The sequence below is a fragment of the Lysobacter sp. CA196 genome (assembly GCF_052078695.1).
GTDB lineage: Bacteria > Pseudomonadota > Gammaproteobacteria > Xanthomonadales > Xanthomonadaceae > Lysobacter.
Genome location: NZ_JBQJIN010000018.1, coordinates 51,815 through 77,950, shown reverse-complemented (window position 1 = coordinate 77,950; position 26,136 = coordinate 51,815). Strand labels below are relative to the sequence as shown.

The 26,136-nt window shown below is 68.2% G+C and carries 23 protein-coding genes and 1 pseudogene; 12 read left to right on the top strand and 12 right to left on the bottom strand.

The features are described from left to right. Nucleotides 1-107: 107 nt before the first annotated feature. Both tesB and ACTOWK_RS15985 read right to left on the bottom strand, forming a co-directional pair. A pseudogene (gene tesB, locus ACTOWK_RS15990) lies at nucleotides 108-995 on the bottom strand (acyl-CoA thioesterase II); the annotation flags it as partial. Nucleotides 996-1,170: 175 nt separating this feature from the next. Continuing rightward, nucleotides 1,171-1,731, bottom strand: a complete 561-nt coding sequence (locus ACTOWK_RS15985; protein ID WP_441331107.1) for an N-acetylmuramoyl-L-alanine amidase — start codon at nucleotides 1,729-1,731, stop codon at nucleotides 1,171-1,173. Nucleotides 1,732-1,770: 39 nt separating this feature from the next. Here ACTOWK_RS15985 and ACTOWK_RS15980 point away from each other — a divergent pair, with 39 nt between their 5' ends. The 6 genes from ACTOWK_RS15980 to ACTOWK_RS15955 all read left to right on the top strand — a co-directional run bounded on the left by ACTOWK_RS15980 (nucleotide 1,771) and on the right by ACTOWK_RS15955 (nucleotide 8,195). Then, nucleotides 1,771-2,310 carry an MOSC domain-containing protein gene (locus ACTOWK_RS15980; RefSeq protein ID WP_441331106.1) on the top strand — a complete coding sequence of 180 codons (540 nt, stop codon included), beginning with the start codon at nucleotides 1,771-1,773 and terminating at the stop codon, nucleotides 2,308-2,310. A 23-nt stretch (nucleotides 2,311-2,333) separates the two neighbouring features. After that, complete coding sequence (locus tag ACTOWK_RS15975; RefSeq protein ID WP_441331105.1) at nucleotides 2,334-2,864, top strand: hypothetical protein; 531 nt, start codon at nucleotides 2,334-2,336, stop codon at nucleotides 2,862-2,864. A 12-nt stretch (nucleotides 2,865-2,876) separates the two neighbouring features. After that, nucleotides 2,877-5,192 (top strand): bifunctional 23S rRNA (guanine(2069)-N(7))-methyltransferase RlmK/23S rRNA (guanine(2445)-N(2))-methyltransferase RlmL, encoded by a 2,316-nt coding sequence (rlmKL, locus tag ACTOWK_RS15970; RefSeq protein WP_441331104.1) that lies wholly within the window; start codon nucleotides 2,877-2,879, stop codon nucleotides 5,190-5,192. A 58-nt stretch (nucleotides 5,193-5,250) separates the two neighbouring features. Then, nucleotides 5,251-5,844 carry a class I SAM-dependent methyltransferase gene (locus tag ACTOWK_RS15965; RefSeq protein WP_441331103.1) on the top strand — a complete coding sequence of 198 codons (594 nt, stop codon included), beginning with the start codon at nucleotides 5,251-5,253 and terminating at the stop codon, nucleotides 5,842-5,844. A gap of 1,005 nt (nucleotides 5,845-6,849) precedes the next feature. Next, nucleotides 6,850-7,710: a pirin family protein gene (locus tag ACTOWK_RS15960; protein WP_441331102.1), complete on the top strand. Its 861-nt coding sequence runs from the start codon at nucleotides 6,850-6,852 to the stop codon at nucleotides 7,708-7,710. Between the two features lie 224 nt (nucleotides 7,711-7,934). After that, entirely contained in the window at nucleotides 7,935-8,195 is a 261-nt protein-coding gene (locus tag ACTOWK_RS15955; protein WP_441331101.1) for a hypothetical protein, read from the top strand. Nucleotides 8,196-8,272: 77 nt separating this feature from the next. On the opposite strand, the gene aqpZ is transcribed toward ACTOWK_RS15955, so the two are convergent. The 8 genes from aqpZ to ACTOWK_RS15915 form a co-directional block, all read right to left on the bottom strand. Continuing rightward, complete coding sequence (gene aqpZ, locus ACTOWK_RS15950) at nucleotides 8,273-8,983, bottom strand: aquaporin Z (protein ID WP_441331100.1); 711 nt, start codon at nucleotides 8,981-8,983, stop codon at nucleotides 8,273-8,275. Nucleotides 8,984-9,193: 210 nt separating this feature from the next. After that, a complete protein-coding gene (locus tag ACTOWK_RS15945; RefSeq protein WP_441331099.1) occupies nucleotides 9,194-9,658 on the bottom strand; it encodes a hypothetical protein in 465 nt (154 codons plus the stop codon). A gap of 95 nt (nucleotides 9,659-9,753) precedes the next feature. Next, a complete protein-coding gene (locus ACTOWK_RS15940; RefSeq protein WP_441331098.1) occupies nucleotides 9,754-10,614 on the bottom strand; it encodes a pirin family protein in 861 nt (286 codons plus the stop codon). A 127-nt stretch (nucleotides 10,615-10,741) separates the two neighbouring features. Then, nucleotides 10,742-11,146: a hypothetical protein gene (locus ACTOWK_RS15935; RefSeq protein WP_441331097.1), complete on the bottom strand. Its 405-nt coding sequence runs from the start codon at nucleotides 11,144-11,146 to the stop codon at nucleotides 10,742-10,744. 88 nt (nucleotides 11,147-11,234) lie between these two features. Beyond that, nucleotides 11,235-11,753, bottom strand: a complete 519-nt coding sequence (locus tag ACTOWK_RS15930) for a histidine phosphatase family protein (protein WP_441331096.1) — start codon at nucleotides 11,751-11,753, stop codon at nucleotides 11,235-11,237. A 19-nt stretch (nucleotides 11,754-11,772) separates the two neighbouring features. After that, a complete protein-coding gene (locus ACTOWK_RS15925) occupies nucleotides 11,773-12,261 on the bottom strand; it encodes a GlcG/HbpS family heme-binding protein (RefSeq protein ID WP_441331095.1) in 489 nt (162 codons plus the stop codon). 373 nt (nucleotides 12,262-12,634) lie between these two features. Beyond that, complete coding sequence (mfd, locus tag ACTOWK_RS15920) at nucleotides 12,635-16,117, bottom strand: transcription-repair coupling factor (protein ID WP_441331094.1); 3,483 nt, start codon at nucleotides 16,115-16,117, stop codon at nucleotides 12,635-12,637. A 357-nt stretch (nucleotides 16,118-16,474) separates the two neighbouring features. Then, nucleotides 16,475-17,095: a GNAT family N-acetyltransferase gene (locus ACTOWK_RS15915; protein ID WP_441331093.1), complete on the bottom strand. Its 621-nt coding sequence runs from the start codon at nucleotides 17,093-17,095 to the stop codon at nucleotides 16,475-16,477. 392 nt (nucleotides 17,096-17,487) lie between these two features. Here ACTOWK_RS15915 and ACTOWK_RS15910 point away from each other — a divergent pair, with 392 nt between their 5' ends. The 4 genes from ACTOWK_RS15910 to ACTOWK_RS15895 all read left to right on the top strand — a co-directional run bounded on the left by ACTOWK_RS15910 (nucleotide 17,488) and on the right by ACTOWK_RS15895 (nucleotide 22,331). Next, nucleotides 17,488-19,608 carry a TonB-dependent siderophore receptor gene (locus tag ACTOWK_RS15910; protein ID WP_441331092.1) on the top strand — a complete coding sequence of 707 codons (2,121 nt, stop codon included), beginning with the start codon at nucleotides 17,488-17,490 and terminating at the stop codon, nucleotides 19,606-19,608. Nucleotides 19,609-19,740: 132 nt separating this feature from the next. Next, nucleotides 19,741-20,655 carry a cation diffusion facilitator family transporter gene (locus ACTOWK_RS15905; protein ID WP_031373315.1) on the top strand — a complete coding sequence of 305 codons (915 nt, stop codon included), beginning with the start codon at nucleotides 19,741-19,743 and terminating at the stop codon, nucleotides 20,653-20,655. 147 nt (nucleotides 20,656-20,802) lie between these two features. Further along, entirely contained in the window at nucleotides 20,803-21,810 is a 1,008-nt protein-coding gene (locus ACTOWK_RS15900; protein WP_441331091.1) for a YwqG family protein, read from the top strand. Then, nucleotides 21,807-22,331 carry a GNAT family N-acetyltransferase gene (locus ACTOWK_RS15895; protein WP_441331090.1) on the top strand — a complete coding sequence of 175 codons (525 nt, stop codon included), beginning with the start codon at nucleotides 21,807-21,809 and terminating at the stop codon, nucleotides 22,329-22,331. The genes ACTOWK_RS15900 and ACTOWK_RS15895 overlap by 4 nt, the downstream gene beginning before the upstream one ends. A 55-nt stretch (nucleotides 22,332-22,386) precedes the next feature. Here the strand turns inward: ACTOWK_RS15895 and ACTOWK_RS15890 are convergent, their stop codons facing one another. Beyond that, a complete protein-coding gene (locus ACTOWK_RS15890) occupies nucleotides 22,387-22,593 on the bottom strand; it encodes a hypothetical protein (RefSeq protein ID WP_441331089.1) in 207 nt (68 codons plus the stop codon). Nucleotides 22,594-22,886: 293 nt separating this feature from the next. After that, nucleotides 22,887-23,747, bottom strand: coding sequence for a 23S rRNA (adenine(2030)-N(6))-methyltransferase RlmJ (locus tag ACTOWK_RS15885; RefSeq protein ID WP_441331088.1), 861 nt, complete (start codon nucleotides 23,745-23,747; stop codon nucleotides 22,887-22,889). Nucleotides 23,748-23,969: 222 nt separating this feature from the next. Between ACTOWK_RS15885 and creB the strand changes: the two genes are divergently transcribed. Further along, on the top strand, nucleotides 23,970-24,644 hold the full coding sequence (gene creB, locus ACTOWK_RS15880) for a two-component system response regulator CreB (RefSeq protein WP_441331087.1): 675 nt from the start codon (nucleotides 23,970-23,972) through the stop codon (nucleotides 24,642-24,644). Nucleotides 24,645-24,656: 12 nt separating this feature from the next. Continuing rightward, the gene (gene creC / locus ACTOWK_RS15875) at nucleotides 24,657-26,099 is read left to right on the top strand and encodes a two-component system sensor histidine kinase CreC (RefSeq protein ID WP_441331086.1); all 1,443 of its coding nucleotides are present in this window, start codon (nucleotides 24,657-24,659) and stop codon (nucleotides 26,097-26,099) included. The last annotated feature ends 37 nt before the right edge of the window (nucleotides 26,100-26,136 follow it).

Sequence of the window (26,136 nt, the reverse complement as noted above, 5' to 3'; positions counted from 1 at the left end):
CGGGCCGCGGCGGCGTCGCCCACCGCGCTGGCATCTTTGTTCTGATCCGCTATCACGCGTGCGTCCTTGTTTTGATCCGCTACCACGCGCGCATCCTTGTTCTGATCCGCTACCACGCGTGCATCCTTGTTCTGATCCGCTACCACGCGGATCAGGCCTTCCTGCGCGCTGCTCGCGACCAGGCGGCCGTGGCGGTCGAAGATCTGGCCGCGCGCCAGGCCGCGCGCACCCTGCGCGCTGGGGCTGTCGATCGAATACAACAGCCAGTCGTCTGCGCGGAACGGGCGGTGGAACCACAACGCATGATCGAGCGAGGCCATCTGCACGTTCGGCTGGTAATAGCTGATGCCGTGCGGAAAGGTGGCGGTGCCGAGCAGGTGGAAATCCGAGGCATAGGCGAGCAGGGCGCGATGCAGCTCCGGCGCATCGCCGACCGGCTCGCTCAGGCGGAACCAGACCTGCTGGTACGGCGGGCGTTTGGGTGGGTTGAGCTCGTCGCGCGGATAGACGTGGCGGAACTCGAACGGCCCCTGCCGCGACAGCCAGCGCTGGATCTTGGTCGGCAAGGTCGCCATGACCTCGGCCGGCACCGCCGGTGCCGGGTCGATGTCTTCGGGCTTGGGCACTTCCGGCATCGACAGCTGGTGCTCGCCGCCTTCCTGCGCTTCCTGGAACGAAGCGGCGAGGAAGAAGATCGGCTGGCCGTGCTGGATCGCGGTGACCCGCCGCACCGAGAAACTGCCGCCGTCGCGGGTACGGTCGGCCTGGTAGACGATCGGCGCTTCGATGTCGCCGGCCTTGAGGAAATAGGCGTGCAGCGAATGCGCATCGCGGGCGCTGTCGAGGGTCGCCTGCGCGGCCGACAGGGCCTGGCCGAGCACCTGTCCGCCGAATACGTATTTGGTGCCGATATCGCGGCTCTGGCCGCGGAACAGATTGTCTTCCAGCCGTTCCAGCGACAGCAGTTCGATCAGTTCGGAAACGGGGGAACTCATGCGGCCGGACCTGCTAAAAACGAAGCCGGCAGTATAGCGGAGGGCCGGCGCCGGCTTGGGCGGGCAAGCCAGGGGCTGTCCCCCGGGTCAACCACGCCGACGATCAGCCGGCCGCTGTCGGGCCCCGTGTCGGATCGGCGGCGGCGACGCTGCGATGCCGCCTGCGCTCAGGCGCTCAAGGCAGGCGCTGCAGCCCGCAGGCGTCGAGCACTCGCAGCCACGGAAAGCGCGGGCCGGGGTCGAGTTTGCGGCGCACCTGGCGCGTCGGGTCGTCGCTGGCCTCGACCTCGGTCGTGTCCAGGTCTTCGTGGCCGGCGATCAGGCGCAGCGACGGCAGTTGCGCGCGCAATGCCGCCAGCAGGGCCTGCAAGGCGTCGATCTGCTGCGGCGTATAAGCCTCGTCCATGGCCTGGTGGCGCGAATCCAGCCAGTTCGGATAACGCCCGGTGTTGACCAGTTCGATGCCGATCGAACGCTCGTTGTAGCCGCGGGTGTGGTGGGCGATGCGCTCCGGCGCAACGTAGCGCGAGACGCTGCCGTCGCGGTCGACGTAGTAGTGGCCGCTGTTGCCGGTGCCGGATTGCGGATAGAGCACGCGCTCGCCGTATTCGCGCGCGGTGGCCAGGTCGGGCAGCTCGGTGCAGTGGATCACCACCAGGTCGATCGTCGCCGGGTCGCGCGCCTGCAACCGCGCTTCGTAGGGCAGGGGGGCGAGGGCGAGATTCAGGGGCGGCATGAGGCCGGATGCTACCATTCGCCCTCACACGGAGCCCCCATGACCCTGCCGCCCGCCGATTCCGCGCTAGGAAAACTCATGGCTACGCTGCCGCGTCCGGGCCGCGTGGAATGGATCGGGATCCGTCCCGCGCGCGGCACCGCGATGCAGGCGCTCGACGAAGTGCATGCCCAGGCGGGCGCCGGTCTGGCCGGCGATCGCTACAAAGGCAGCAGCGGCGAGCGCGGCATCACCCTGATCCAGGCCGAGCACCTGCCGGTGATCGCGGCCCTGGCCGGGCTGGACGCGGTCGAACCGGCGCGCCTGCGCCGCAACATCGTGGTTTCCGGCCTGCCCTTGATCGCACTCAAAGGCCGGCGTTTCCGCCTCGGTGGGGTCTTGCTCGAAGGCACCGAGTCCTGCGATCCGTGCTCGATGATGGAAGCCGCGCTCGGCGCCGGCGGTTTCAATGCGATGCGCGGCCACGGCGGCCTGTGCGCGCGCATTCTCGAAGGCGGCACGATCCGGCGCGGCGATGCGCTGATCGCGCTGGTCGATGCCGCAGCGCCGGCGTCCGCGGCCGACGGCGACGCGGTTTGATTTTCACCACCCGATCTGAGCGCATGGCGACTTCCGGACACTGCATCCTTTCCCATGGCTTCGAAAGCGGCCCCGACGCGACCAAGGTCACCGCCCTGGCCGAAGTCGCCGCACGCTACGGCTGGAGCCACGAACGGCCGGACTACACCGACCTCGACGCCAACCGCGAGGTCAGCGAACTCGGCGACGTGCCGGCGCGCATGCAGCGCCTGCTCGCCCTGGCCCGCGCCGCGGCCGCGCGCGGCCCGGTGCTGCTGGCCGGCTCCAGCCTCGGCGCCTACATCTCCGGATGGGTGTCGCTGCAGGTGAAGCCGGCCGGCCTGTTCCTGATGGCGCCGCCGATCCGCATGGGACACGCCGAACCGATGCAGGCCGCCGACGTACCGATCAGCATCATCCACGGCTGGGACGACGAATTGATCCCCGCCGCCGACGTCGTCGCCTGGGCCCAGCCGCGCCGTGCGCGCCTGCTGCTGGTCGACGACAGCCACCGGCTTTCGGCGCATGTCGAAGGCAGTGCGGAAGCCTTCGCGCGTCTGCTCGAACGAATCTGAGTAAGCACCACCATGAGTAAGTTTTACGCAAGCTGCGGCAAGGGCCTGGAATACCTGCTCGCCGACGAATTGATCGCGCTGGGCTGCCAGCGCGCGACCGCCGCGACCGCGGGCGTCAACGTCGAAGGCGAGCTGGCCGATGCGCAGCGCGCGGTGCTGTGGTCGCGCCTGGCCAGCCGGGTGCTGTGGCCGATCGCCGAATTCGATTGCCCCGACGAACACGCGCTGTACGCCGGCGTCGCCGCCTTGCCGTGGCCGGAGCACATGGAGAGCGTGCACACGCTCGCGGTCGATGCGCACGTCTCCGGCGAAGCCATCACCCATGCGCGCTACGCCGCGCAGCGGATCAAGGACGCGGTGGTCGATGTGATGCGTGCGCAAACCGGCGCGCGCCCCGACGTCGACACCGACGCACCCGACCTGCGCCTGAACTTCGTCCTGCGCAAGGGCCGCGGCATTCTCTCGATCGATCTCGGCGGCGGTTCATTGCATCGGCGCGGTTGGCGCCAGAAGCAGGGCGAGGCGCCGCTCAAGGAAAATCTCGCCGCGGCGGTGTTGCTGCGCGGCAGTTGGCCGAAGGTCTACGCCCAAGGCGGGAGTCTGTTCGACCCGATGTGCGGCAGTGGCACCTTGCTGATCGAAGGCGCGCTGATGGCCGCCGACGTCGCGCCGGGTCTGCTGCGCCATGGCGCTTTGCCGCCGACGCGCTGGCGCGGTTTCGATTTCGCCGGCTGGCGCGCGCTCTGCGACCAAGCGCGTACGCGCGAAGCCGCCGGCCGCGCCGCGCTGCGTCCGGCCTTCGCAGGCAGCGACGTCGACCCGCATGCGATCCGTTCGGCGCGCGACAACGAGGTCATGGCCGAACTCGCCGGGGTGATCGCCTGGAACGTGTCCGCGGTCGAATCCCTGCAGTCGCTGCCCTTGGCGCAAGCGGCAGCGGAGTTCTCCGACCGTCATCCCCGCGCAGGCGGGGATCCAGGGCTGCATCGCGACGAGACTTCCGGGATCGAGAAAAGCGGGGCCGGGCAGGAGCAGGACTCCGCTGAAACAGGCGCGGCGGTTGCGAACTCGGCTACCCCAGTTGGCGGTCTGGTCGTCTGCAATCCGCCTTACGACGCGCGCCTGGCCGCCGATCCCGCGCTGTATCGCGCGCTCGGCGACGCGCTCAAGCGGCTGGTGCCGAGCTGGCGCGCGAGCCTGCTGTGCGGCGATGCCGCGCTGGCCCAGGCCACCGGCCTGCGTGCCGGCAAGAAGTACCAGATCTTCAACGGCGCGATCGAATGCGCGCTGATCGTCTGCGACCCGATCGCCCGCGTCGGCCACGCCGAACAGCGCGCCCAGGCCGAAGACGCGGCGCCGCAGCCGTTGTCGGAAGGCGCGCAGATGGTGGCCAACCGGCTGCGCAAGAATCTGCGCAAGCTCAAGTCCTGGCGCGAGCGCGAACAGATCAGCTGCTTCCGCGCCTACGACGCCGACCTGCCCGAGTATTCGGCGGCGATCGACGTTTACGTCAGCGATGAGGCCGAACCGCGCACCTATCTGCACATCCAGGAGTACGCCGCGCCCGCCGACATCCCCGAGGCCGACCAGCGTCGCCGTCGCAATGAGCTGTTTGCGGCTGCGCGCGAAGTGTTTGCGGTGCCGCGCGAGCGCGTCGCCCTCAAGACCCGCAGCCGCGGCAAGGGCGGCAGCAAATACGGTCAGCTCGACCAGCGCGGCGAAGTGCTGGTCGTGCGCGAAGGCGCCGCGCGCCTGCGCGTGAACCCGTTCGATTACCTCGACACCGGCCTGTTCCTCGATCACCGTCCGATGCGCCTGCGCATCGCCGCCGAGGCCCGCGGCCGCCGTTTCCTCAATCTGTTCGGCTACACCGGCGCGGCCACCGTGCAGGCCGCGGTCGGCGGCGCCAACGAGACCACCACGGTCGACCTGTCGGCGACCTATCTGCAGTGGTGCGCCGATAACCTGCGCGAGAACGGCATGGGCGGCGCTCAGCATCGCCTGGTGCAGGCCGATGCGCTGGCCTGGCTGGAAGCCGACCGCAGCCGTTTCGACCTGATCTTCTGCGACCCGCCGACCTTCTCCAATTCCGCGCGCGCCGACGATTTCGATATCCAGCGCGAGCACGTGCGCCTGCTGCGCGCCGCGGTCGCGCGCCTGGCCGACAACGGCGTGCTGTATTTTTCCAACAACTTCCGCCGCTTCCGCCTCGACACCGAGGCCGTGGCGCAGTTCGCGCAGTGCGAAGAAATCAGCGCCGAGACCATCCCGCCCGATTTCGCCCGCGATGCGCGGATTCATCGCTGCTGGCGAGTGGAGCCGCGTTGATGCGGTTGTCGGTGGTCCTGATCGCAACAGGCGGACGCTCCGCTGTGGAGTTCCAGCCATGAAGCCGCATCGCAAAGTCGGAGCCTGGACGTTTTTCCGCCAGTGGCTCAAGAACCCGCTGCGCGTCGCCGCGGTGGCGCCGTCCAGCGCCGAGCTCGCGGCGGCGATGATCGCCGAGCTGCCCGACGACGTCGCTCGCGTGATCGAGCTCGGCGGCGGCACCGGCGCGATCACCCGCGCCTTGCTCGAGGCCGGCATCCGCGACGAAGACCTGCTGGTGCTGGAGCTCAACGAAGAGCTGCACGCGCATTTGCATCTGCGCTTCCCGCGCGTGCCGGTGCTGTTGGGCGATGCGCGCGAGCTGCCGCAGCTCGCGCGCGGGCACGGTTACCTGGATCAGGGACCGGCCGATGCGATCGTGTCCGGGCTCGGCCTGTTGACCATGCCGCACCCGTTGCAGCGCGACATCCTCAAGGCCGCGTTCGCGTGCTTGAAGGAAGGCGGCGTCTTCGTGCAGTTCACCTACGGCCCGGCGGCCCCGGTTGCCGATGCGGTGGCCCGCGCACTGTCCCTGCAGGTGCGCCGCGGCGACTTCGTGCTGCGCAACGTGCCGCCGGCGACGGTGTTCGTGTATTCGCGCGTCCGCCGCTGAGCCGCGGACTCGAGGGTAGGAGCGGCGCAAGCCGCGACCGCGCTGTGTCCGGCTGCGGCGCTTCTTACCGCAGAGCGTTGAAACAACATCAAGATCTAAAGCTTCCGTCCGCTGACGCGGCCGGGTTACTTTCTTTTGCTGGCCCAAAAGAAAGCTAACCAAAGAAAAGGCCTTCCTTGCAAGGGCACAAGCCCGCGCGATCGCTGCCGACGCAGGGATGCTCCAGACAGGCCATCCATGGCCTGCTTGCGCACGGCCCGCATCCTTGCGGGCCGCCCTACGGGTCTTCAATTGACCGGCAAAGCGGCAAAGCAAATCAAAATCACGGCAACGGCAACGGCAACGGCAACGGCAACGGCAACGGCAACGGCCGGTTCGCGGCCGCTCTTGGGTAGGAGCGGCGCAAGCCGCGACCGCGAATCCCGGCGGCGACCATCTTTCCAAGTCGCGCCTCGATCGAAAGCTTTTGCTCTGCCTATGCCTATAGCTGCGCATCGCTTCGCACTAGCGAAGGCAACAGAAGACCCGAAGGGCGGCCCGCAGGGATGCACGCCGTTTTTCATCGGGACAGGGATGTCCCGTATGTAGATCCCTGCGTCGGCATCGCTCATGCGGGCCTGTGATTCAAAACAAAGCAACTTCTTTGGTTAGTTTTCTTTTGTTGCTTTAGACAAAAGAAAGTAACCCGCCGCTTTAGTGGCGGAAGCTGTTGGCGTTTGATCTAGATCCTGGTCTTGCTTGAGCGATCCGCCGCAAGACCGTCACAGCGATGTCGCGGCTTGCGCCGCTCCTACCCTGCGAGAACACACCGCTTCGACGAACGGCGACGGCTTCGTTATCTCTGCGCGTTCCGTGGTCGCGGCTTGCGCCGCTCCTACTCTGGGCTCGGTTCGATATCGTTCTATTAATGTAACTAATATTTGCAATTAAGTAAGTATTGTTCCATGTTTGTGGTGCCATCCTGGCGCCCATCGCCAATACGGCGTCCCCCGTCAGGAGATACCCATGGCCACCGCCACCCTTACCGCTTATGCCCGCGTCGGCCGCACATTGCGCGGCCAGGCGACGTCCGACGGCGCCGGCGTGCGTCTGACCCGGGTCATAGGCGGCCCGCAGCTCCCCGATCTGGATCCGTTTCTGTTGCTCGACGAATTCGGCACCGACCGCCCCGAGGATTACCTCGCCGGCTTCCCCGAGCATCCGCACCGCGGCTTCGAGACCGTCACCTACATGCTCGACGGACGCATGCGCCACCGCGACAACCACGGCAACGAAGGCGTGCTCGTGCCCGGCAGCGTGCAGTGGATGACCGCCGGTCGCGGCCTGGTGCATTCGGAAATGCCGGAGCAGGAGGCCGGGCGCATGCGCGGGTTCCAGTTGTGGGTGAACCTGCCGGCGCGCGAAAAGATGACCGAGCCGAAGTATCAGGAATTCGCCCCGGACCGCATCGTGCGGCTGCATCCGGCCGACGGCGTCGAGGTCAAGCTGATCGCCGGCCGCGTCGGCGAGGCCAGCGGTCCGATCGTGCAGCCGGCGACCGATCCGGTGTATCTCGACATCGCGCTGCAAGCCGGTGCGCAGTGGGAGTACGAACTGCCCGAAGGCCATAACGCCTTCGCCTATGTCTACGAAGGCGGCATCGCCGTCGGCGACGGCGATGAGGCGCGCGCGATCGATGCGCAGGAATTGGCGGTGCTGTCCGGCGGCAACCGGCTCAAGCTGCGCGACGGCGGCCGCGGCAGCCGCCTGATCGTCGTGGCCGGGCGTCCGCTGCGCGAGCCGGTCGCGCGCTACGGCCCGTTCGTGATGAATACCAAGCAGGAAGTGATGCAGGCCTTCGTCGATTTCCAGGAAGGCAAGTTCTGACCAGGAGCGGTCGCCGTATCGCAACGAAAGGCCGCGCGCGAGCGCGGCCTTTCGTTTTAGCGACCGGGCTCCGCGCGATGTATCGCGAACGATCTGGCCGCAACGCGACGTTGCGCGCGTTGTCTGTCAACGAAACGCATCATCGCTGCAAGCCCGCGGCGACGGGCGAAGACACGTGCGTCGCTGCGCAAGCCGCGGCACGCGTTCCGACAAGGAGCTCAGTCATGGCCACCAGAATCGATCCCAAGCAGTTCACCATCGTCGCCACCTTCGTATCCGCCGGCGTCGCCGCCGGCGCGGGCGGCTTCGTCATCGTCGGCGGAAAACTCAAGAAGGTGCCGCCGCGCGGCATCAAGCAGTTGCAGGCGGTCTACCAGATGCTCGAAGCCGCCGATGGCGTCGGCAACACGCGCCTGGCCGCGCAGCTGCAGCAGCTCGCGATCGATGTCGCCGAGCAGGCGGTGAACCAGAAGGCCGCACGCTGAGCGCTGCGGCGAATCTGTTTGCGCATAGAAAAGCCGCGTCCGAAGACGCGGCTTTTCGTCGAGCATGAGCGGGCGAGTCAGTCTTTGCCGAGCCAGCGATACACCGCGCCGCCGAGCAGGCCGCCGACGATCGGCGCGACCCAGAACAGCCACAACTGGCTGATCGCGGCGCTGCCGGCGAACAAGGCCACGCCGGTCGAACGCGCCGGGTTCACCGAGGTGTTGGTGACCGGGATGCTGATCAAGTGGATCAGGGTCAGGCCCAGGCCGATCGCGATCGGGGCGAAGCCGGCCGGCGCGTTCTTGTGGGTGGCGCCGAGGATGATGATCAGGAACATCGCGGTCATGATCACTTCGGTCAGCAGGGCCGCATGCATCGAGTAACCGCCCGGCGACATCAGGTCGAAGCCGTTGCTGGCGAAGGTGCCGGCCGCGTTGGGGTCGTGGACGAAGTGGGGGCTGCCGCTGGCGATCTGCCACAGGATGAAGCCGGCGAGCAGGCCGCCGAGCACCTGCGCGACGATGTAGGGGATCAGGTCCTTGGCCGCGAAACGGCCGCCGGCCCACAGGCCGAAGCTCACCGCCGGATTGAAGTGACCGCCGGAAATATGGCCGAGGGCGTAGGCGCCGGTCAGCACCGTCAGGCCGAACGCCAGCGAGACGCCGAGCAGGCCGATGCCGAGCGGATTGCCGTCGCCGCCGAAATTCGCTGCGAGCACGGCGCTGCCGCAACCGCCGAGCACCAGCCAGAACGTACCGATGAACTCCGCACCGAGTCGCTTGATCATGATCGTCTTCCTTTTGAGTTATGGGCTTGCATACGGCCCAGGGTCGGACGAACGCCCTGTTCAGCCAGGGAACGATACGTCACGACCCCATTCAGCCAGGCCGATTCTCATGCTGGCTGACAACTCAAAAATGCGCAACCCGTCACAAAACAGCCGCAGGGCCAGCAAACCGCGACCGCAGTCAAATCGGCTCGGAGACCCCGCGACGTGTTACTTGCTGCTCAGTCGCGTCGAGGGAAATCGCAGGCCCTCGGTCTGGCCGATGACCTCCCGCAGTTGCTCGGGCGACGTCGCCTGCATCCAGATATGCGCATGCTTGCCGTTGCCGATATCGAGCAAGGTTTCGCGCACCTGGATGTTGGGCTTGCCGGCGAGTTCGCCGCGGTACCAATGCATGGCCTTGCCGTCGATCGTGCTGGCTTCGGCGCGATCGCTGCGCTTGGGCTCGAACGGCGACTTGGAGGCTATATAGAGGCCGAAGGCTTCCGACTGGTCGGCGCGCAGTGCGCGACAGAAGTCGGAATCGGCGCCGGCACGGTGTTCCCAGTGCAGACCCGAATCGGCCGGTAGAAAAGGACACGCGCCTGGAGCGGCGGGTTCTTGCGCAGACGCACACACGACGAACACCAACGCCAGCCACGGCAATGCGTGCTGGCTCTTTACCCTTGACTTCACGATCGTCCCCCTGGAACCCGATTAGGTCAAAACGGTGCTGGAGCCTTTCAGCCCTGTGACCATAGTCCACTTCGGAGGCGTTGACAAACGTTACGTCATTGTTCAGGTAGGGGAATAAATTCGTGCTCGCCGGCGATCTCGCCGAATCGTCCCTCGGCCCAGTCCAGCTTGGCCTGCTCGATCCGCTCGCGCGAGCTTGAGACGAAGTTCCACCACAGGTGGCGCGGCCCATCCAGCGGTTCGCCGCCCAGCAGCATGGCCTTGAGCGGGGTCTTGGCGCGCAGGCGCGGGCGGGTGCCCGGGTCTAGCACGACCAGGTGCCGCGCCGGCAGGTCGGCCCCGTCGAGCTGGGCCTCGCCTTCGAGCAGGTACAGCGCGCGCTCGGCATGGCTGTCCTCGATATCGAGCTCGGCGCCGGGGTCGAGGTCGATGGCGACGTACAAGGTGTCGGCGAACACCCGCACCGGCGACTCCTCGCCGAAGCCGCGCCCGGCGACGACGCGCAGCCAGGCACCGTCGCGACGCTGCTGCGGCAGGGTCGCGGCGGGATGGTGATGGAAGGCTGGGGCGGTCTCCTCGAACGAGCGCGGCAGCGCCACCCAGGTCTGCATGCCGTGCAGCGGATGGCCGCTGGCGCGCGGCCCCTGCGGGGTGCGCTCGGAGTGGGCGATACCGCGGCCGGCGGTCATCCAGTTGACGTCGCCGGGGTGGATGTCCTGGACGCTGCCGAGGGTGTCGCGATGGCCGATCGAGCCGGCCCACAGGAAGGTCACCGTGGCCAGGCCGATATGCGGATGCGGGCGCACGTCGATGCCCTGGCCGGGCTCGAACACCGCCGGGCCGATGTGGTCGACGAACACGAAGGGGCCGACCGACCGTGCCTGGATGCTCGGCACGGCGCGGCGGACTTCGAACCCGCCCAGGTCGTGGACGCGCGGGGCAACGATCTTGGTCATGGCACGGACTCCTGCAGGTCTAAGCCGGCAGGTTCGCATGTCTTCAATACAACGGCGCGCACGGTACTGAAACTCGGTGTTGCAGCAAACAGGCTGGGAAATGCGCTCGTCTTGACGCGTCTGGCGCCTATTCCGGGTCGACCTTGAGCGTCGCATTGGGCGACGAGGCGAAGTCCAGGCCCTGCACTTCGATGCGCCAACCGCCGGCGCTTTTACGCGCGTCGCTGACGGTGTTGAAGCTCAGCGTCGACTTCGCGCCGTCGGCGCCGGTCCATTCGAATTCGAGCACGGCGTCGCCGGCCCAGATGCATTGGACCTTCGGCGGGCAGCGCGAATCGGCGCTGATCGCGACGAAACGCAGCTGCGAACGGTCGGGCAGGCTGGCCGACTCGCCGCGCGCCAGGCTGAAGGCCTGGCCCGGCGTCGCGGTCTTCGACGCAGCGGCGTTCTGGTCGGCGTGGGCACAGGCGGTCAGGGCGAGCACGCCGCTCAACAGCGCAGCGGCGATTGGGGCGGGGAGCAAGGGGCGCATCGGCGACTCCGTTGAATCACAGGCGGTCCGGCGGAACCGCGGTCAAGCCAGTCTAGGCCGCCGCCGGCGCGCGCCCAAGCGAGCGGCGTCACCGATCGCGGGTTTGCTCGAAGCTCGCCTGTCCTTGCGGATCGATGCGCACGAGCATGCGGCGGTCGAATTCGGTTTCCGGCATCGGCGCGACCTCGCAGGCGCACAAGGCGGCGGCGATGGCGGGCGCGGTGTTGCTGTGGCCGACCACCAGCACCGTGCCGTCGCGATGATCGCGGCGCAGGGTCGCGGCGAACTCGGCCGCGGCTTGCTTGGCCTCGTAGCGCACGACGGTCAGCCCGTGCGCCTGCGCGGTCGGTGCGCCAGTCTGCTGGGTGCGGCGGTATTCGGTGGCATAGACCGCGCGCACCGGTGCCGTAGCCAGCGAAGCCGCGAAACGTTCGGCGCGTGCCTGTCCGGCGTCGCTGAGCGAGGGGTCGCGCGGGTCGTCGGTGCTCTTTTCGGCGTGGCGCACGATCACGTAGGTGAGCGGCGCTTGCGGCTCGGCCGGACGGGTGGCGCAGCCGCCGAGCGCAAGACTCAGGACGAGGGCGGCGGTGCAGGCTGTCGAACGCATGGCAGGTCCTCTCTGGGGTTCACTCGTTGAGCAGATCGGCGCCGGCCTGGGCGATCGCGCCGTCCTGCACCGCTTGCGCACCGGACACGCCGATGCCGCCGATCACCTGTTCGCCGAGCCGCAAGCGTACTCCGCCTTCGATCGGGGTGATGCCGGGCAGGCCGAGCACGACTGCGTTGCCGTCGCCGAGCAGTTTCTGATGGAACGCGGTGTCGCGGCGATAGTTCGCCGCGTGCACGGCCTTGCCGATGGCGACCTCGACGCTGGAGTTCGGGGAGCCGTCCATGCGCTGGAAATGCAGCAGGCGGCCGGCTTCGTCGACGATCGCGATGGCCACGCTGTGGCCGTCGGCCCGCGCCTTGGCAGTGGCCGTCGCGGCGATGCGCTCGGCAGCGGCGAGATTGAGCACGGTGCGCTGCGACAGTTGGCTCTTCAACGGCGGCGCCGCAGTGGCCGAGGTGGCAAAAGCGAGCAGGAGTGGGGCGAGCAAATGCGGTAGACGGGACATGAGGCGCTCGGGCGGGACGATAGACGCAGCCTAGGAGCTGCGCGGGGAGCGCGGGAGTGTCGTTTGTACTGGCGTGAGTGGGGCGGGGCAACCGCAAAGCCGAAGCAGAAGCCGAAGCAGAAACAGAAGCAGAAACAGAAGCAAATCCCCCCTACCCCCCTCTTCAAAGGGGGACTAGATGAGGAGATCATGGGGGCGGGTAGGGAGGTCGCCCAATTTGGCGGCTGCGAACAACGTCGTGCCCAGAAAACCGATGCCTGTTCCCGTCCCCACAAAACACCCCCCTTTGAAGAGGGGGGCAGGGGGGATTTGCTCTGGCCAGCAACGCACCCGCAGCAGCGCAGCTCTCAACGCCTGAGAGCCGCTTGCCGGCTCAATGCTTCTTGTCGAGCAACATCAACAAGCCCTTCGCTGCCGCCAGCCGCGCCGGCGCATCCGGCAGATCCAGCTTGAGTTTGAGTTTGTCCGGGCCGTCCATCTGGTACAGCTTCGGCTGGCCCTGGATCAGCTTGATGATCGACATCGGGTCGACGTTCGGGCGCTCGACGAACTGCACGCGGCCGCCCTTTTCGCCGAGGTCGAGTTTGCGGATGCCGAGCTCGGTCGCGATCAGCTTGAGTTCGGCGACCGCGAACAAATGCTTGGCCGCCTCCGGCAGCAGGCCGAAGCGGTCGATCATCTCGACCTGCAATTCGCGCAGTTCCTCGTCGCTGCGCGCGCCGCTGACGCGCTTGTACAGGGTCAGGCGGGTGTGCACGTCGGGCAGGTAGTCGTCCGGGATCAAGGCCGGGATGTGCAACTCGACTTCGGCGCCGCGCGCGTCGGTCGAGTCGACGTCGGGCAGCTTGCCCTGGCGGATCGAACGCACCGCGCGTTCCAGCAGCTCGGTGTACAGGCTGAAGCCGATCTCGGCCATCTGCCCGCTCTGGTCCTCGCCGAGCAATTCGCCGGCGCCGCGGATTTCCAGGTCGTGGGTGGCCAGGGTGAAGCCGGCGCCGAGTTCGTCCATCGAGGCGATCGCTTCCAGGCGCTTCTGCGCATCCGGGGTGATCGAGCGCTTGTCCGGAATCACCAGATAGGCATAGGCGCGGTGATGCGAGCGGCCGACCCGGCCGCGCAACTGGTGCAACTGGGCCAGGCCGAACTTGTCGGCGCGGTTCATGATGATGGTATTGGCGTTCGGGATGTCGATGCCCGACTCGATGATGGTCGTGCACAGCAGGACATTGAAGCGCTGCTTGTGGAAGTCGAGCATCACGCTTTCGAGTTCGCGCTCGGCCATCTGGCCGTGGGCGACGCCGATGCGCGCTTCCGGCACCAGTTCTTCGAGCTGGCGCTTCATGCGGCCGATGCTCTCGACGTCGTTGTGCAGGAAATACACCTGGCCGCCGCGCGCGAGTTCGCGCTGGAAGGCCTCGCGCAACTGCATGTCGTCCCAGGGCACGACGAAGGTCTGCACTGCCAGGCGATGCGCCGGCGGGGTCGCGATGATGCTGAGGTCGCGCAGCCCGGCCATGGCCATGTTGAGGGTGCGCGGGATCGGCGTGGCGGTCAGGGTCAGCAGATGCACGTTGGCGCGCAGCGCCTTCAATGCTTCCTTCTGGCGCACGCCGAAACGCTGCTCTTCGTCGACGATGACCACGCCGAGGTCCTTGAAACGCACGTCGGGCTGCAGCAGGCGATGGGTGCCGACCACGACGTCGATCTTGCCCTCGCTGACTTTCTCCAGTTCGGCCTTGATTTCCTTGGTGCTCTTGAAGCGCGACAGCACCTCGACCCTCAACGGCCAGTCGGCGAAGCGGTCGCGCATCGTGCGGTAGTGCTGTTCGGCGAGCAGGGTGGTCGGCACCAGCACCGCGACCTGCTTGCCCGCGGTGGCGGCGACGAAGGCCGCGCGCACCGCGACCTCGGTCTTGCCGAAACCGACGTCGCCGCAGACCACGCGGTCCATCGGCTGGCTGCTGCTGAGGTCGCGGATCACCGCTTCGATCGCCGAATGCTGGTCGGGCGTTTCCTCGAACGGGAAGCCGGCCGCGAACGGTTCGTACATCGAGCGGTCGACATCGAGCGCGAGGCCGGCGCGGGCCTGGCGCTTGGCCTGGATCTCCAGCAGTTCGGCGGCGACGTCGCGGACTTTCTCGGCGGCCTTGCGCTTGGCCTTGGTCCATTGCTCGCCGCCGAGCGAGTGCAGCGGCGCGGTTTCGACCGAGGCGCCGGAGTAACGGCTGATCAGGTGCAGTTGCGCGACCGGTACGTACAGGCGGTCGCCCTTGGCGTATTCGATTTCGAGGTATTCGCCGGGCTGGCCGCCGGCTTCGAGCACGATCAGGCCGCGATAACGGCCGACACCGTGGTCCTCGTGCACGATCGGTGCGCCTTCGGACAACTCGCCCAGGTCGCGGATGATCGCTTCGGGTTCGCGGCCGACCCGCTTGCGCCGGCGCGGCTGCGCGGCACGCTCGGGAAACAGTTGGCGTTCGGTCAGGATCGCGAGCGGTGGGTCGACCACGGCGAAGCCATCGTCGAACGGCGCCACCGCGATGGCGAAGCGGCTCGGCGCGGCGCCGTCGGCGAAGGCGTTCCAGTCGGCGACCACGTCCGGCTTCAGGCCTGCGGCCTGCAACACTTCGAGCAGGGCTTCGCGGCGGCCGGCGGTGTCGGAGGCGATCAACACGCGGCCGGGATAACTGCCCAGGAACGACTTCAGCGCTTCGGCCGGGGCGGCGTCGCGCGCCGCGACCGGCAGGGTCGGCGCCGGCTGGTCGCCGAGCGCGAGCGCCTTGGCGCGTTGCGGATGCTGTTCGCCGCACAACTCGACGCGCGCGCCTTCGTTAAGCTTTTCACGCAGCCCGACCGGGGTCAGGTACAGCGTGTCGGGCGGCAGCAGGGGGCGTTCGAGATCGTGCCGGCGCTGCTCGTAGCGTTCGCCGGTCTGGGCCCAGAACGCGTCGGCGGCGTCGAGCGCGCCGTCGGCGATCACCGGCAGCACGCGTTCGTCGAGGTAGTCGAACAGAGTCGCGGTCTGCTCGAAGAACAGCGGCAGATAGTACTCGATGCCCGACGGCGCGATGCCCGACTTGAGGTCCTGGTACAGCGCGCTGCGCCGGGTGTCGAGGTCGAAACGTTCGCGCAGCGCATCGAGCGCGCGCTTGAGCGAGGCATCGTCGAGCGGCACTTCGCGGCCCGGCAACAGCCGCACCGCATCGATCTTGTCCAGCGAGCGCTGCGACTCGGGATCGAAGGCGCGGATGGTCTCGATCTCGTCGTCGAGCAGTTCGACCCGGAACGGCGAGTCGGCGCCCATCGGATACACGTCGAGCAGGCCGCCGCGCACGGCGAAGTCGCCCGGGTCCAGCACCTGTGGCACGTGTCGGTAACCGGCCGATTCGAGCCGGCGTTTTTCCGCGTCCAGGTCGAGGCGTTGGCCGACCGCGACGTCGAAGCTGCCGCCGACCACGTGGCGCAGCGGCGCCAGCCGCTGCAACAGCGTCTGCACCGGCACCACGACGATGCCGCGCTTGAGCGTCGGCAGGCGATGCAAGGCCGCCAGACGCTGCGACACGATGTCCGGGTGCGGACTGAACAGATCGTAGGGCAGGGTTTCCCAGTCCGGGAACGGCAGCACCGGCATCGCGCCGTCGCTGGCGCCGTCGCGGCCGAGCAGGGTGCGCAGATCGGATTCGAGTTGGTGCGCGCCGTGGTTGTCGCGCGCGATCGCAAGCAGGGGGCCGTCGTGTTCGGCGGCGGCGCGGGCGATCGCCCAGGCCAGGGCGGAAGGCGAGGCCGGCGCACGCCACCAGGCGCGCTGCTGGCCGATCTTGGGCAGCAGGGACACGGGAGAGGGAGATGATTTCATGGAGTCGGCTAGTTTAGTGGATCGGCCGCGGCTGCCGGGCGGGCGGTTGCGCGCTTTGCGCCGGCGATCTGTACGAGCTTGTCGTTTGCGCGATCGGCGTCGCTGCGTCTGCCTGGCCCCGACGATGAGCCCGATCATGAGTCGGACGACCACGCGATCGAATACATCAGCCGCAGGCGTCGCCGCGGCGGGCGCGCGCTGTGCCGTTTTGGGTCGTTGGCTCAGCCGGTCCTGCGATCAGGGCGCCGAACGGAAAAGGGATAGCGCGCGGACGATCGCTGGACGACGAGGGGGGGCGCCGGCGCACGGCAACCGGCGTGTGCTTCGGCAATGTGCGCTGGCGGCCGCGAGGGCCGCTCAGGGTTCGTTGCTGTCGTCGGTGGGGTTGTCGCCGATCTTGCGTACGTCGGCCTGTTGCTCGGCCGCGCGTGCGGCCTTCGAGCGCAGATCCAGCACCACCCGGATCAGGCCCGGCGAATCCTGCTGGAACTCGCGTTCGAAGCCGAGCGACTGCGCCAGCGACAGCATGGGGGTGTTGTGCTCGAACACTTCGCCGTACAGGCGGTGCACCTTCTTGCCGCGCGCCCACTTGACCAGGCGCGTCATCAGATAGCGGCCCAGGCCCATGTTGGCGATGTAGCGGCTGACCAGGATCGCGAACTCGGCGTCGTGGCTGCGCTCGTCGATGGCGACGCGGGCGACCGCGCCGACCAGGGCTTCGCCCGGCGGCAAGGGTTCGGCCGCGACCAAAGCGAACTCGGTGCGCGGATCGATCCGAGTGAAGCGCTCGGCCATTTCCGGGGTGAGTTCTTTCAGCGCGTAGAGGAATCGCTGCCGCACCTCATCGGGTTGCAGCAGAGTGAAGCCCGCTCGCAAGGGCTCGGCGTCTTCCGGACGCACCGGACGTATCAATACTTCGCGTCCGTTAGGAAGACGCTGGCGTTCATGCCAGGGCGGCAAACGTTCACGCGTGGCCATGGTCGGATATTGGCACATTGTGACGGACTTCGCCCTTCATCTTTAGGCTCGGTTGACGCCGGTCCGACCGGCGGCATGCCCTGGCCCGCAATTCCACGGTCGAGAGGCGAAAGGCGGGGCCCTCGCGACAATGTGCCTGAGGTTACTTTTTCTTGACGCAGTCCATGCATGAAATGAGAATTGCTCGCATCATGCCGCCGACTCGCCGGCCTGACAACCGCCCCTGAGGCCAGCCAGACGCCCGCGCCGTTCCACGCCGCCGGGCTCAGCCAGATGCCCTCCTGCCGCCGCCCCGACCGGACGATGCCTCGCCCGTGTCCGCTGCCGCGTCGCGCCTATGCGCAGGTGGCCGGGGTGCCGCCGATCCCTTCGCCCAGCTTCGGAATACCCTGATGACGTTTTCGCATTCGCCGCGCCCGCTTCCGTCTCGTCCGCATCGTTTCGCCCGCGGCCTGCTGGCCGCGCTGACCGCAACGACCGCTGGCGCGGCCCTCGCCGACGACGCCGAGCGCGAGGCCAAGCGCCTGGACGCGGTGGTCGTGGTCGCCGACCGCGCCACCACCGCGACCAAGACCGATACCCGTCTGATCGAAACCCCGCAGGCGATCAGCGTGATCACCGCCGAGCAGGCCGCCGACCGCGGCGTGCAGAACCTGCAGGAGACCCTGCGCTATTCGGCCGGTGCCTACAGCGAGGCCTATGGCCTGGACACGCGCAGCGACGGCTCGCTGGTGCGCGGCTTCTCGCCGGTGTCCTTCCTCGATGGCATGACCCGGCAGATCGGTTCCAGCCTGGTGCCGCGCCCGGAGGTCTATACGATGGAACGCGCCGAGCTGCTGCGCGGCCCCTCGTCGATGCTGTACGGCGCCGGCGGTTCCGGCGGCGTATTCAATCTGGTCAGCAAGCGCCCGCAGTTCCGCAGCGCCGGCGAAATCGGCCTGAGCTACGGCACCCACCAGCGCAGGCAACTGCAGTTCGACCTGACCGGCCCGCTCAACGAGGCCGGCACCGTCGCCGGCCGCATCGTCGGTGTGGCGCGCGACGCGCAGCAGCAGACCGACCGCATGCCCGACGACCGCCTGGTGCTCGCGCCGTCGCTGACCTGGCGTATTTCCGACGCGACCCAGCTGACTTTCCTCGGCCTGCTGCAGCAGGACGAGAGCGGGTCGAGCCAACAGTTCCTGCCGGTGGTCGCGACCCTGCGCGCGCCGCCGGGCCGACGCCTGCCGAACCATCGCCTGCTCGGCGAGCCCGACGCCGACCGCCTCCACAGCCGCCAGGCCAGCGCCACCGTGTTGTTCGAGCACGCCTTCTCCGATGCGCTGCGCTTCAACAGCAACCTGCGCTACGCCAAGTCGCGCACCGACTTCACCGAGATCTACCCGGACGTGTACTCCAATCCGGACCACCCCTTCCTCGATGCGGCAGGGCGGGTGCTGCCGCGCTCGGCCTACATCAGCAACCCGCGCATCGACACGCTGACCGTCGATAACAACGTCCAGGTCGATTTCGCCACCGGCGCGTTGCGTCACACCGTGCTTGCCGGCGTCGACTACCTGCGCTTCCGCCAGACCGCGATGACCGGCTTCGGTGCGACCACGCCGATCGACGCCTATGCACCGGTCTACGGCGACTACGTGCTGCCCGAACTCGCCCCGCAGCCGCGCCAGGCCCAGACCCAGCTCGGCGCCTACGTGCAGGACCAGATCCGCTGGGGCGAACGCGTCACCGCCGTGCTCGGCGCGCGCCGCGATCGCGCCCGCACCCAGGTCGGCGAGCAGCCGCGCATCGAGGACTACGCCACCAGCTACCGCGCCGGCGTGATCGTCGATGCCGGCCGCGGCTTCTCGCCGTACCTGAGCTATAGCGAGTCGTTCCTGCCGATCGGCAGCCTGGATTTCTTCAGCCAGCCGTTCAAGCCGCAGCAAGGGCGCCAGTACGAGTTGGGCCTGAAATGGCAGCCGCGCGAGCAGACCCTGGTGACCTTGGCGGTGTACGACATCCGCGAAAAGAACCGCCAGACCAACGACCCGGAGAACGTGCTCAATTCGGTGCAGACCGGCGAGGTCGCCTCCAAGGGCATCGAGCTCGAGGCCACCCATACCCTGACCAACGATTTCTACGTCACCGCGAGCTACAGCTATAACCAAGCCGAAGTGACGCGCAGCAATTTCGCCCCGGAGGTCGACCGCCAGCTCGCCGACGTGCCGAAGGAGCTCGCCTCGGTGTGGGGCGTGAAGCAGTTCGATTGGGGCGACAGCGGCCGCATCCGCCTCGGTGCCGGCGTGCGCCATGTCGGCTCGACCTTGTCGACCGGCGGCAACGGCAGCCTGCGCACGCCGGGCTACACCCTGGCCGATGCGCTGGTGTCGTTCGAGCTGCCGCAGTGGTCGTTCACGCTCAACCTGACCAACCTGGCCGACAAGCAGTACTACGCGCCCTGTCGTGCGTTCGGCGACTGCTTCACCGGCAACGGCCGCAACGTCGCCGGCACGGTGATCTACCGGTTCTGAGGCCGGCCCCGGCATGGGCGGCGCGCGCCGCTCCTGCAGGAAAAGCGCCGGAATTCAGGCGCTTGAGGCCTGTCAACGGCCAGCATCGGCAATGTTAGACTTCGCCGCTAAACCTCAAGGAGCAACGTTGTCATGGCCGGTGGTGGCGATTCGACCCGCGCAATTCTGTTCGCACTTGGTGCCAATTTCGCCATCGCGGTATCCAAGGGCGTGGCGGCGTACTTCACCGGTTCCAGCGCGATGCTGGCCGAAACCGTGCACTCCCTGGCCGACTGCGGCAACCAGGGGCTGTTGATCCTGGGCTTGAAGCAGTCCAAGCGGCCGCCGTCGCCGGACTATCCGCTCGGCTACGGCAAGGCCATCTATTTCTGGTCGTTCCTGGTCGCGGTGATGTTGTTCACCGTCGGCGGCATGTTCTCGCTGTACGAGGGCATCCACAAACTTCAGCACCCCGAACCGCTCAAGCAGTGGTGGTGGGCGGCCGGCGTGCTGACCTTCGGCATCGTCGCCGAAGCAGTGTCGATGCGCGCCTGTCTGCAGGAAGTCGCCAAGGCCCGCGGCCAACGCTCGTTGTGGCAGTGGTTCCGCGAGAGCCGCCAGGCCGAACTGGTGGTGATCTTCGGCGAAGACCTGGCGGCGCTGCTCGGTCTGGTGGTGGCCCTCGGCGCGGTGCTGCTCGCGGTGGCGACCGGCAACCCGATCTGGGACGCCATCGGCACCATCTGCATCGGCGCGCTGTTGATCATCGTCGCGGTGTTCGTGGCGATCGAGGTCAAGGCGATGCTGATCGGCCAGAGCGTCGATCCGCAGCGCCAGCAGCAGATCCGCGAGTTCCTCGACGGCCGCCCGGAAATCGCCCGCGTGATCAGCCTGATCACCCTGCAGCTCGGCAACGAGGTGATGGTCTCGGTGCAGGCGCAGATGCGCGAAGAGCAGAGCGTGGCGGCACTCACCGACCAGATCAACACGGTCGAGCGGGCGATGAAGCAGGCCTTCCCGGAAGTGCGCTGGAGCTTCTTCGAACCGGACTCGAAGTCCGGCGACTGAGCCGGCGGCGCGATCGGCGCCGGCCCCGACGACTGCGATCAAGCCGGAAGCGTTCGCGCTTCCGGCTTTTTCTTGGCCGCGATCTTCGCCCTGGTCGTTCTCGGCGATACTACTGCGCAGTGCGACGCAGTCTAGGGACGGCAGGCGATGAAGACGGGAACCGCGGTGTTGTTGTCGATGGCGATCGTGATCGCGGGCATCGCCGCGACCGCCGGCGTGGGCTATGCCGTGTATCGCAATATCGAAGGCCAGATCGAGAAGAACGCCGCGCAGGCCAGGGCCGACGCCGGCCTGCCGGACAGCGGCGCGGAAGCGCCGGGCTGCGCCAAGGCCGACGATGACGCACAGGCCAAGGCGGTGCTCGCGCCGGCCGACGAGGCCTTGCGCAAGACGCAACGGCCGGTCGCGCGGATCGAGTTGAGCGCGTTGGCGCGCGACGATGCCGGCGTCAGCAAGGTCGGCGGCCAGGCCTATTGGGCGGCCGGGCGCGATTACCCGCGCGATGGCAAGGGCCAGCCTTTGTTCCTGCTGGCCCAGGTCAATCTGGCCGAGGTGCCGAAGATGCCGGGTTACCCCGGGCGCGGCATGCTGCAGTTCTTCATCTCCGGCGACGATTACTACGGCGCTGCGCTCGACGACGCGCACGGCAAGGGCCGCATGGACGCGCTGGCCAAGCAGACCGGTTTCCGCGTGGTCTACTGGCCGGAGCTGTCGGCTGCGGCGATCGCGCCTCCGAAGGCGACGGCCGGCGCCGATTCGCTGCCGTTCGACCCGACGAAACCGCAGCGCATGCGCTTCACCGCCGATCACGAGAGCATCGGCGCCAACGATGCGCATTTCGGGCAGGCGCTGGAAGGCGGGGTCGAGCCGTTGATCGAGCGTTACCGCGGCGAGCACCCCGGCGCCACCGAGGAGGATCTGCAGGACGCGCTGAGCGATTACCTCGCGCGTTCCGGCCACAAGCTCGGCGGTTATCCGGACTTCACCCAGAGCGACCCGCGCGAGCCTTCGGACCGGCGTCTGCTGCTGTTCCAGCTCGACAGCGACGACACGCTGATGTGGGGCGATTCGGGCATCGCCAATTTCTTCATCGACCCCGACGACCTCGCCCGTGCCGATTTCAGCCGCGTGTCCTATCACTGGGACTGCTATTGAGCGGGCCGGGCCTGCGCCGCTATCGGGCCGAGGATCGCGCCGCCTGCCTGGCCGTGTTCGACGGCAACATGCCGGAGTACTTCGCCGCGAACGAACGCGCGGAATTCATCGAGACCCTCGACGAGATCGACGACGGGATCGTTGGTTATTGGGTGATCGAGCTCGAAGGCGAGGGCATCGTCGCCTGCGGCGGTTATGCGGCCACCGATGGCGACGCCAGCATCGCGGAGCTGTTTTGGGGCATGGTCCGTCGCGACCTGCACCGGCGCGGGCTCGGCGAGCGCTTGTTGCTGGAGCGCCTGCGCCGCATCGATGCCGACCCGGCGTTCGCCTCGACCGTGATCGAGACCACCCAGCACAGCCGCGCCTTCTACGCCCGCCACGGCTTCCAGGCGGTGCGCGAACAGCGCAACGGCATTGCGTTGGGCTTGGACCTGGTCGACATGCGCCGGCCCCGGCTCGGCGCCCAACCGGATGGCGCGGGCTGGGCTGTCGCGGTCCGGTCGCCGTTCGTGTTCTGAGGCGCGACGACCGGAGAGAACGGGCTCTCCCCGGTCGAGCCGCGATCGCGATCGATCAGGGCAGGATGCAGCCGCAGCGGCGATAGCACTGCGAGTAGGTCACGTAGCACTGGGTGCCGCCGTTGTTCTCGCAGTTGGTCAGTGCGGTCTCGCAGCCGAGCCGGCAGGTGTTGTTGCAGCCGACGGCGCCGGCGGTCGACGCCATGCCGATGCCGAACGCAAACGCGCAGATCGCAAGGAACGAAATTTTCTTCCTGGACATTCGAACTCCCTCTCCATTCGCCCTTCAGTGGGCCCGGGAGTGATACGCCTGGATCGAAGCGCCTCGCAAGCGGCCAATCGCGGCCATGCGGGCACGACGGCGAGTGTCGCCGCGGTCGATTCGAGCGGGTTTTTCCGAGGTTTCGGCGCTTGCCGGCCGAGGCTCGCCACCCACGTTCGGCGGGCGGCGACGCGGCGAATGCAATCGCAGGTGGTCATCGAAAGCCAGCGCGCCTCGGCGTCTCGCTGCATTGCAGCGAGCCATTGCAACGAGGCGCGATGCTTCGATGCGGCTCAGTCGGCCTGCTTGAGCCAGTTGATCGCGGCTGCGGCGTCCGGCGTCTCGGCCAGGGTGCGGGCGAGCACCGACAGCGCCGGGGCCAGGGTCTGGTCCAACTGCCACGGCGGATTGAGCAGCAGCAGGCCGCTGCCGTTCATGCGCAGCGGCGAATCGTCGGCGCGTACCAGCAGCTCGGCGGTCAGGATCGACTTGGCCGGCAGGGTCGCGGCACGGCGGTAGAACGGTTGCAGGGCGCGACGGCGCTTGATCGGGTACCACAGCACGTAGCAGCCCTGCGGCCAGCGGGCGAGGGCGTCGCGCAGCGCGCCGAGGGCGGTGTCGAACTCTTCGAGCTGGGCCTCGTAGGGCGGATCGATCAGGACCAGGCCGCGGTTGTAGCGGGCCGCGCCGATCTTCGGCGGCAACATGGCCTTCATCGCCGCATAGCCGTCGCGCGCGTGCACGGCGATGCGCGGATCGGCCTTGAAGTGGTGCTGCAACTGAGTCGCTTCTTCCGGTTGCAGCTCGCAGGCGGCGATGCGGTCGTCCTCGCGTAAGGCGTGCGCGAGCAGCCAAGGCGAGCCGGGATAGGCCGAAGGGCCGTGCTCGTTGCGGCAGGCGCGCACCGCGGCCAGGTAGCGGGTGATCGCGGCCTGCTTGGGCGCCTCGGCCAGCAAGCGGCCGATGCCGCCCTCGGCTTCGCCGGTGCGCAGCGCCGAATTGCCGTCGAGCGGATACAGGCCGCGTCCGGCATGGGTATCCAGGGCGAACAGCGGCGCCGGCTTGACGGTCAGGGCATCGCACAGGGCCAGCAAGGCGACGTGCTTGAGCACATCGGCGTGATTGCCGGCATGGAAGGCGTGGCGATAGTTCATTAAGGGCCGGGATTGGGGATTCGGGAGAAGGGATTCGGACAAGAAAACGGGCCGGCGCAGGGCACCGAGGGGCGTGACACCGACGGGCATTATGGGGCCATAGCCGCCGCGGCGTTTTCCGGGGCGGCAGTCGGAGGCCCGGCAAGGCATCATGGGCGGCATAACCGCGGTTCCTGCTCCCCAAGCCCGTCCCCCTCTCCCGAATCCCCGAATCTCTGCCGTATGCGCATCCTGCTCGTCGAAGACGAATCCGCCATTGCCGATACCGTGCTCTATGCGCTGCGCGCCGAAGGGTTCGAGGCGGTGCACTGCCTGACCGGAGGCGAGGCCCTGCGCGAGGCCGCGCGGGTCGCCTTCGACCTGGCCGTGCTCGACATCGGCCTGCCCGACATCGGCGGCTTCGCCCTGTGCCGCGAACTGCGCCGCGGCCGCGACCTGCCGGTGATCTTCCTGACCGCGCAGAACGCCGAGGCCGACCGCATCCTCGGCCTGGAGATCGGTGCCGACGACTACGTCACCAAGCCGTTCTCGCCGCGCGAGCTGGCCACCCGCGTGCGGGTGGTGCTGCGGCGCGCACGCGGCGGTGCGGCCGAGACGGCGGTGGTCGAGGACGGTTTCGTCCACGACCTGGAAGGCAAGCGCATCCGCTACCGCGGCCAGGCCCTGGACCTCACCCGCTACGAATACGGCCTGCTCGCGGCGCTGCTGCAGCGCCCCGGCGCGGTGTTGTCGCGTGCGCAGCTGATGGACCGGGTCTGGGGCGACGCCCTCGACAGCGGCGACCGCACCGTCGACACCCACATCAAGACCTTGCGCGCCAAGCTGCGCGACGTCGCCGCCGACCGCGACCCCATCCGCACCCATCGCGGCCTGGGCTATTCGCTCGAAGCCTCGTAAGCGGGCGCCCCGATGCGGATCGGCCTGCGGATCTTCCTGGGGTATTTCCTGATCGTGGCGGTGGCCGCGTTGCTGCTGGCACGGGTGTTCGTCGCCGAGGTCAAGCCGGGCGTGCGTCAGGCCATGGAAGACACCCTGGTCGACACTGCCAATGTACTGGCCGAGCTGGCGACCGACGATTTCGTCGCCGGCCGCATCAACCAGGGCGATTTCGCCAAGCGCGTGCGCGCGCTCGGCCAGCGCGACGTCGGCGCGGCGATCTGGGGCTTCCGCAAGCGCGCAGCGAACTACCGCGTCTACATCACCGACGCGCGCGGCATCGTCGTGTTCGACAGCAGCGGCCAGGACGTCGGCCAGGACTACTCGCGCTGGAACGACGTGTATCTGACCTTGCGCGGGCGCTACGGCGCGCGTTCCAGCGCGACCGACCCGGGCCATCCGGAAACCACGATCATGCACGTGGCCGCGCCGATCCGCGCCGATAACGGCCAGGTCATCGGTTCGCTGACGGTGGCCAAGCCGAACAGCGCGATCGCGCCCTTCATCGCCCGCAGCCAGACGGTGGTGACGCGTTGGGGCTTCGTGCTGATGGGCGCGGCATTGGCGATCGGCCTGGGTGTGTCGTGGTGGCTGTCGCGCCAGATCGGCCTGTTGCGGCGCTATGCGCATGCGGTCACCGCCGGCGACCGCGCCACGCCGCCGCGCGCGGCCGGCGAATTCGGCGAACTGGGACGCGCGTTGGAGACGATGCGCACGCGCCTGGAGGGCAAGCAATACGTCGAGCAGTACGTGCACACCCTGACCCACGAGATGAAGAGCCCGCTCGCGGCGATCCGCGGCAGCGCCGAATTGCTCGAATCGCCGCCCGGCGATGCGCCGATGCCGGACGCCGACCGCGCCCGCTTCGCCGCCAGCATCCGCGGCCAGGCCGAGCGCCTGGCGCAGATGATCGACAAGCTGCTGGCGCTGGCCGCGGTCGAGCATCGCCAGCGCCTGGAGCGGCCCGAGCCGGTCGCGCTGGCGGCGATCGTGCGCGAGGCGCTCGAGCAATGCACCCAGCGCCTGGACCGTTCCGGCGCCAAGCTGCTGCTCGATCTTGAGCCGAACCTGCCGCCGGTGCGTGGCGATGCCTTCCTGCTGCGCCAGGCCCTGATCAACCTGATCGACAATGCCGCCGACTTCTCGCCGCGCGGCGGCGAGATCGTGCTGCGCCTGCAACGCGACGGCGAATACCAGCGCGTCGACATCAGCGACCGCGGCCCCGGCATCCCCGACTACGCCCTGAGCCGCGTATTCGAGCGCTTCTATTCGCTGCCGCGCCCGTCCGGCGGCAGCCGCAGCAGCGGCCTGGGCCTGTGTTTCGTCGCCGAGGTGGCGTCCTTGCACGGCGGCGAAACCGAACTGGTCAACCGCGAAGAGGGCGGCGCCCGCGCCAGCCTGATCGTGCGCGGCTGAGCCTCGCCGCGGCGCCGTCGCGCTTCACCATTGCTTC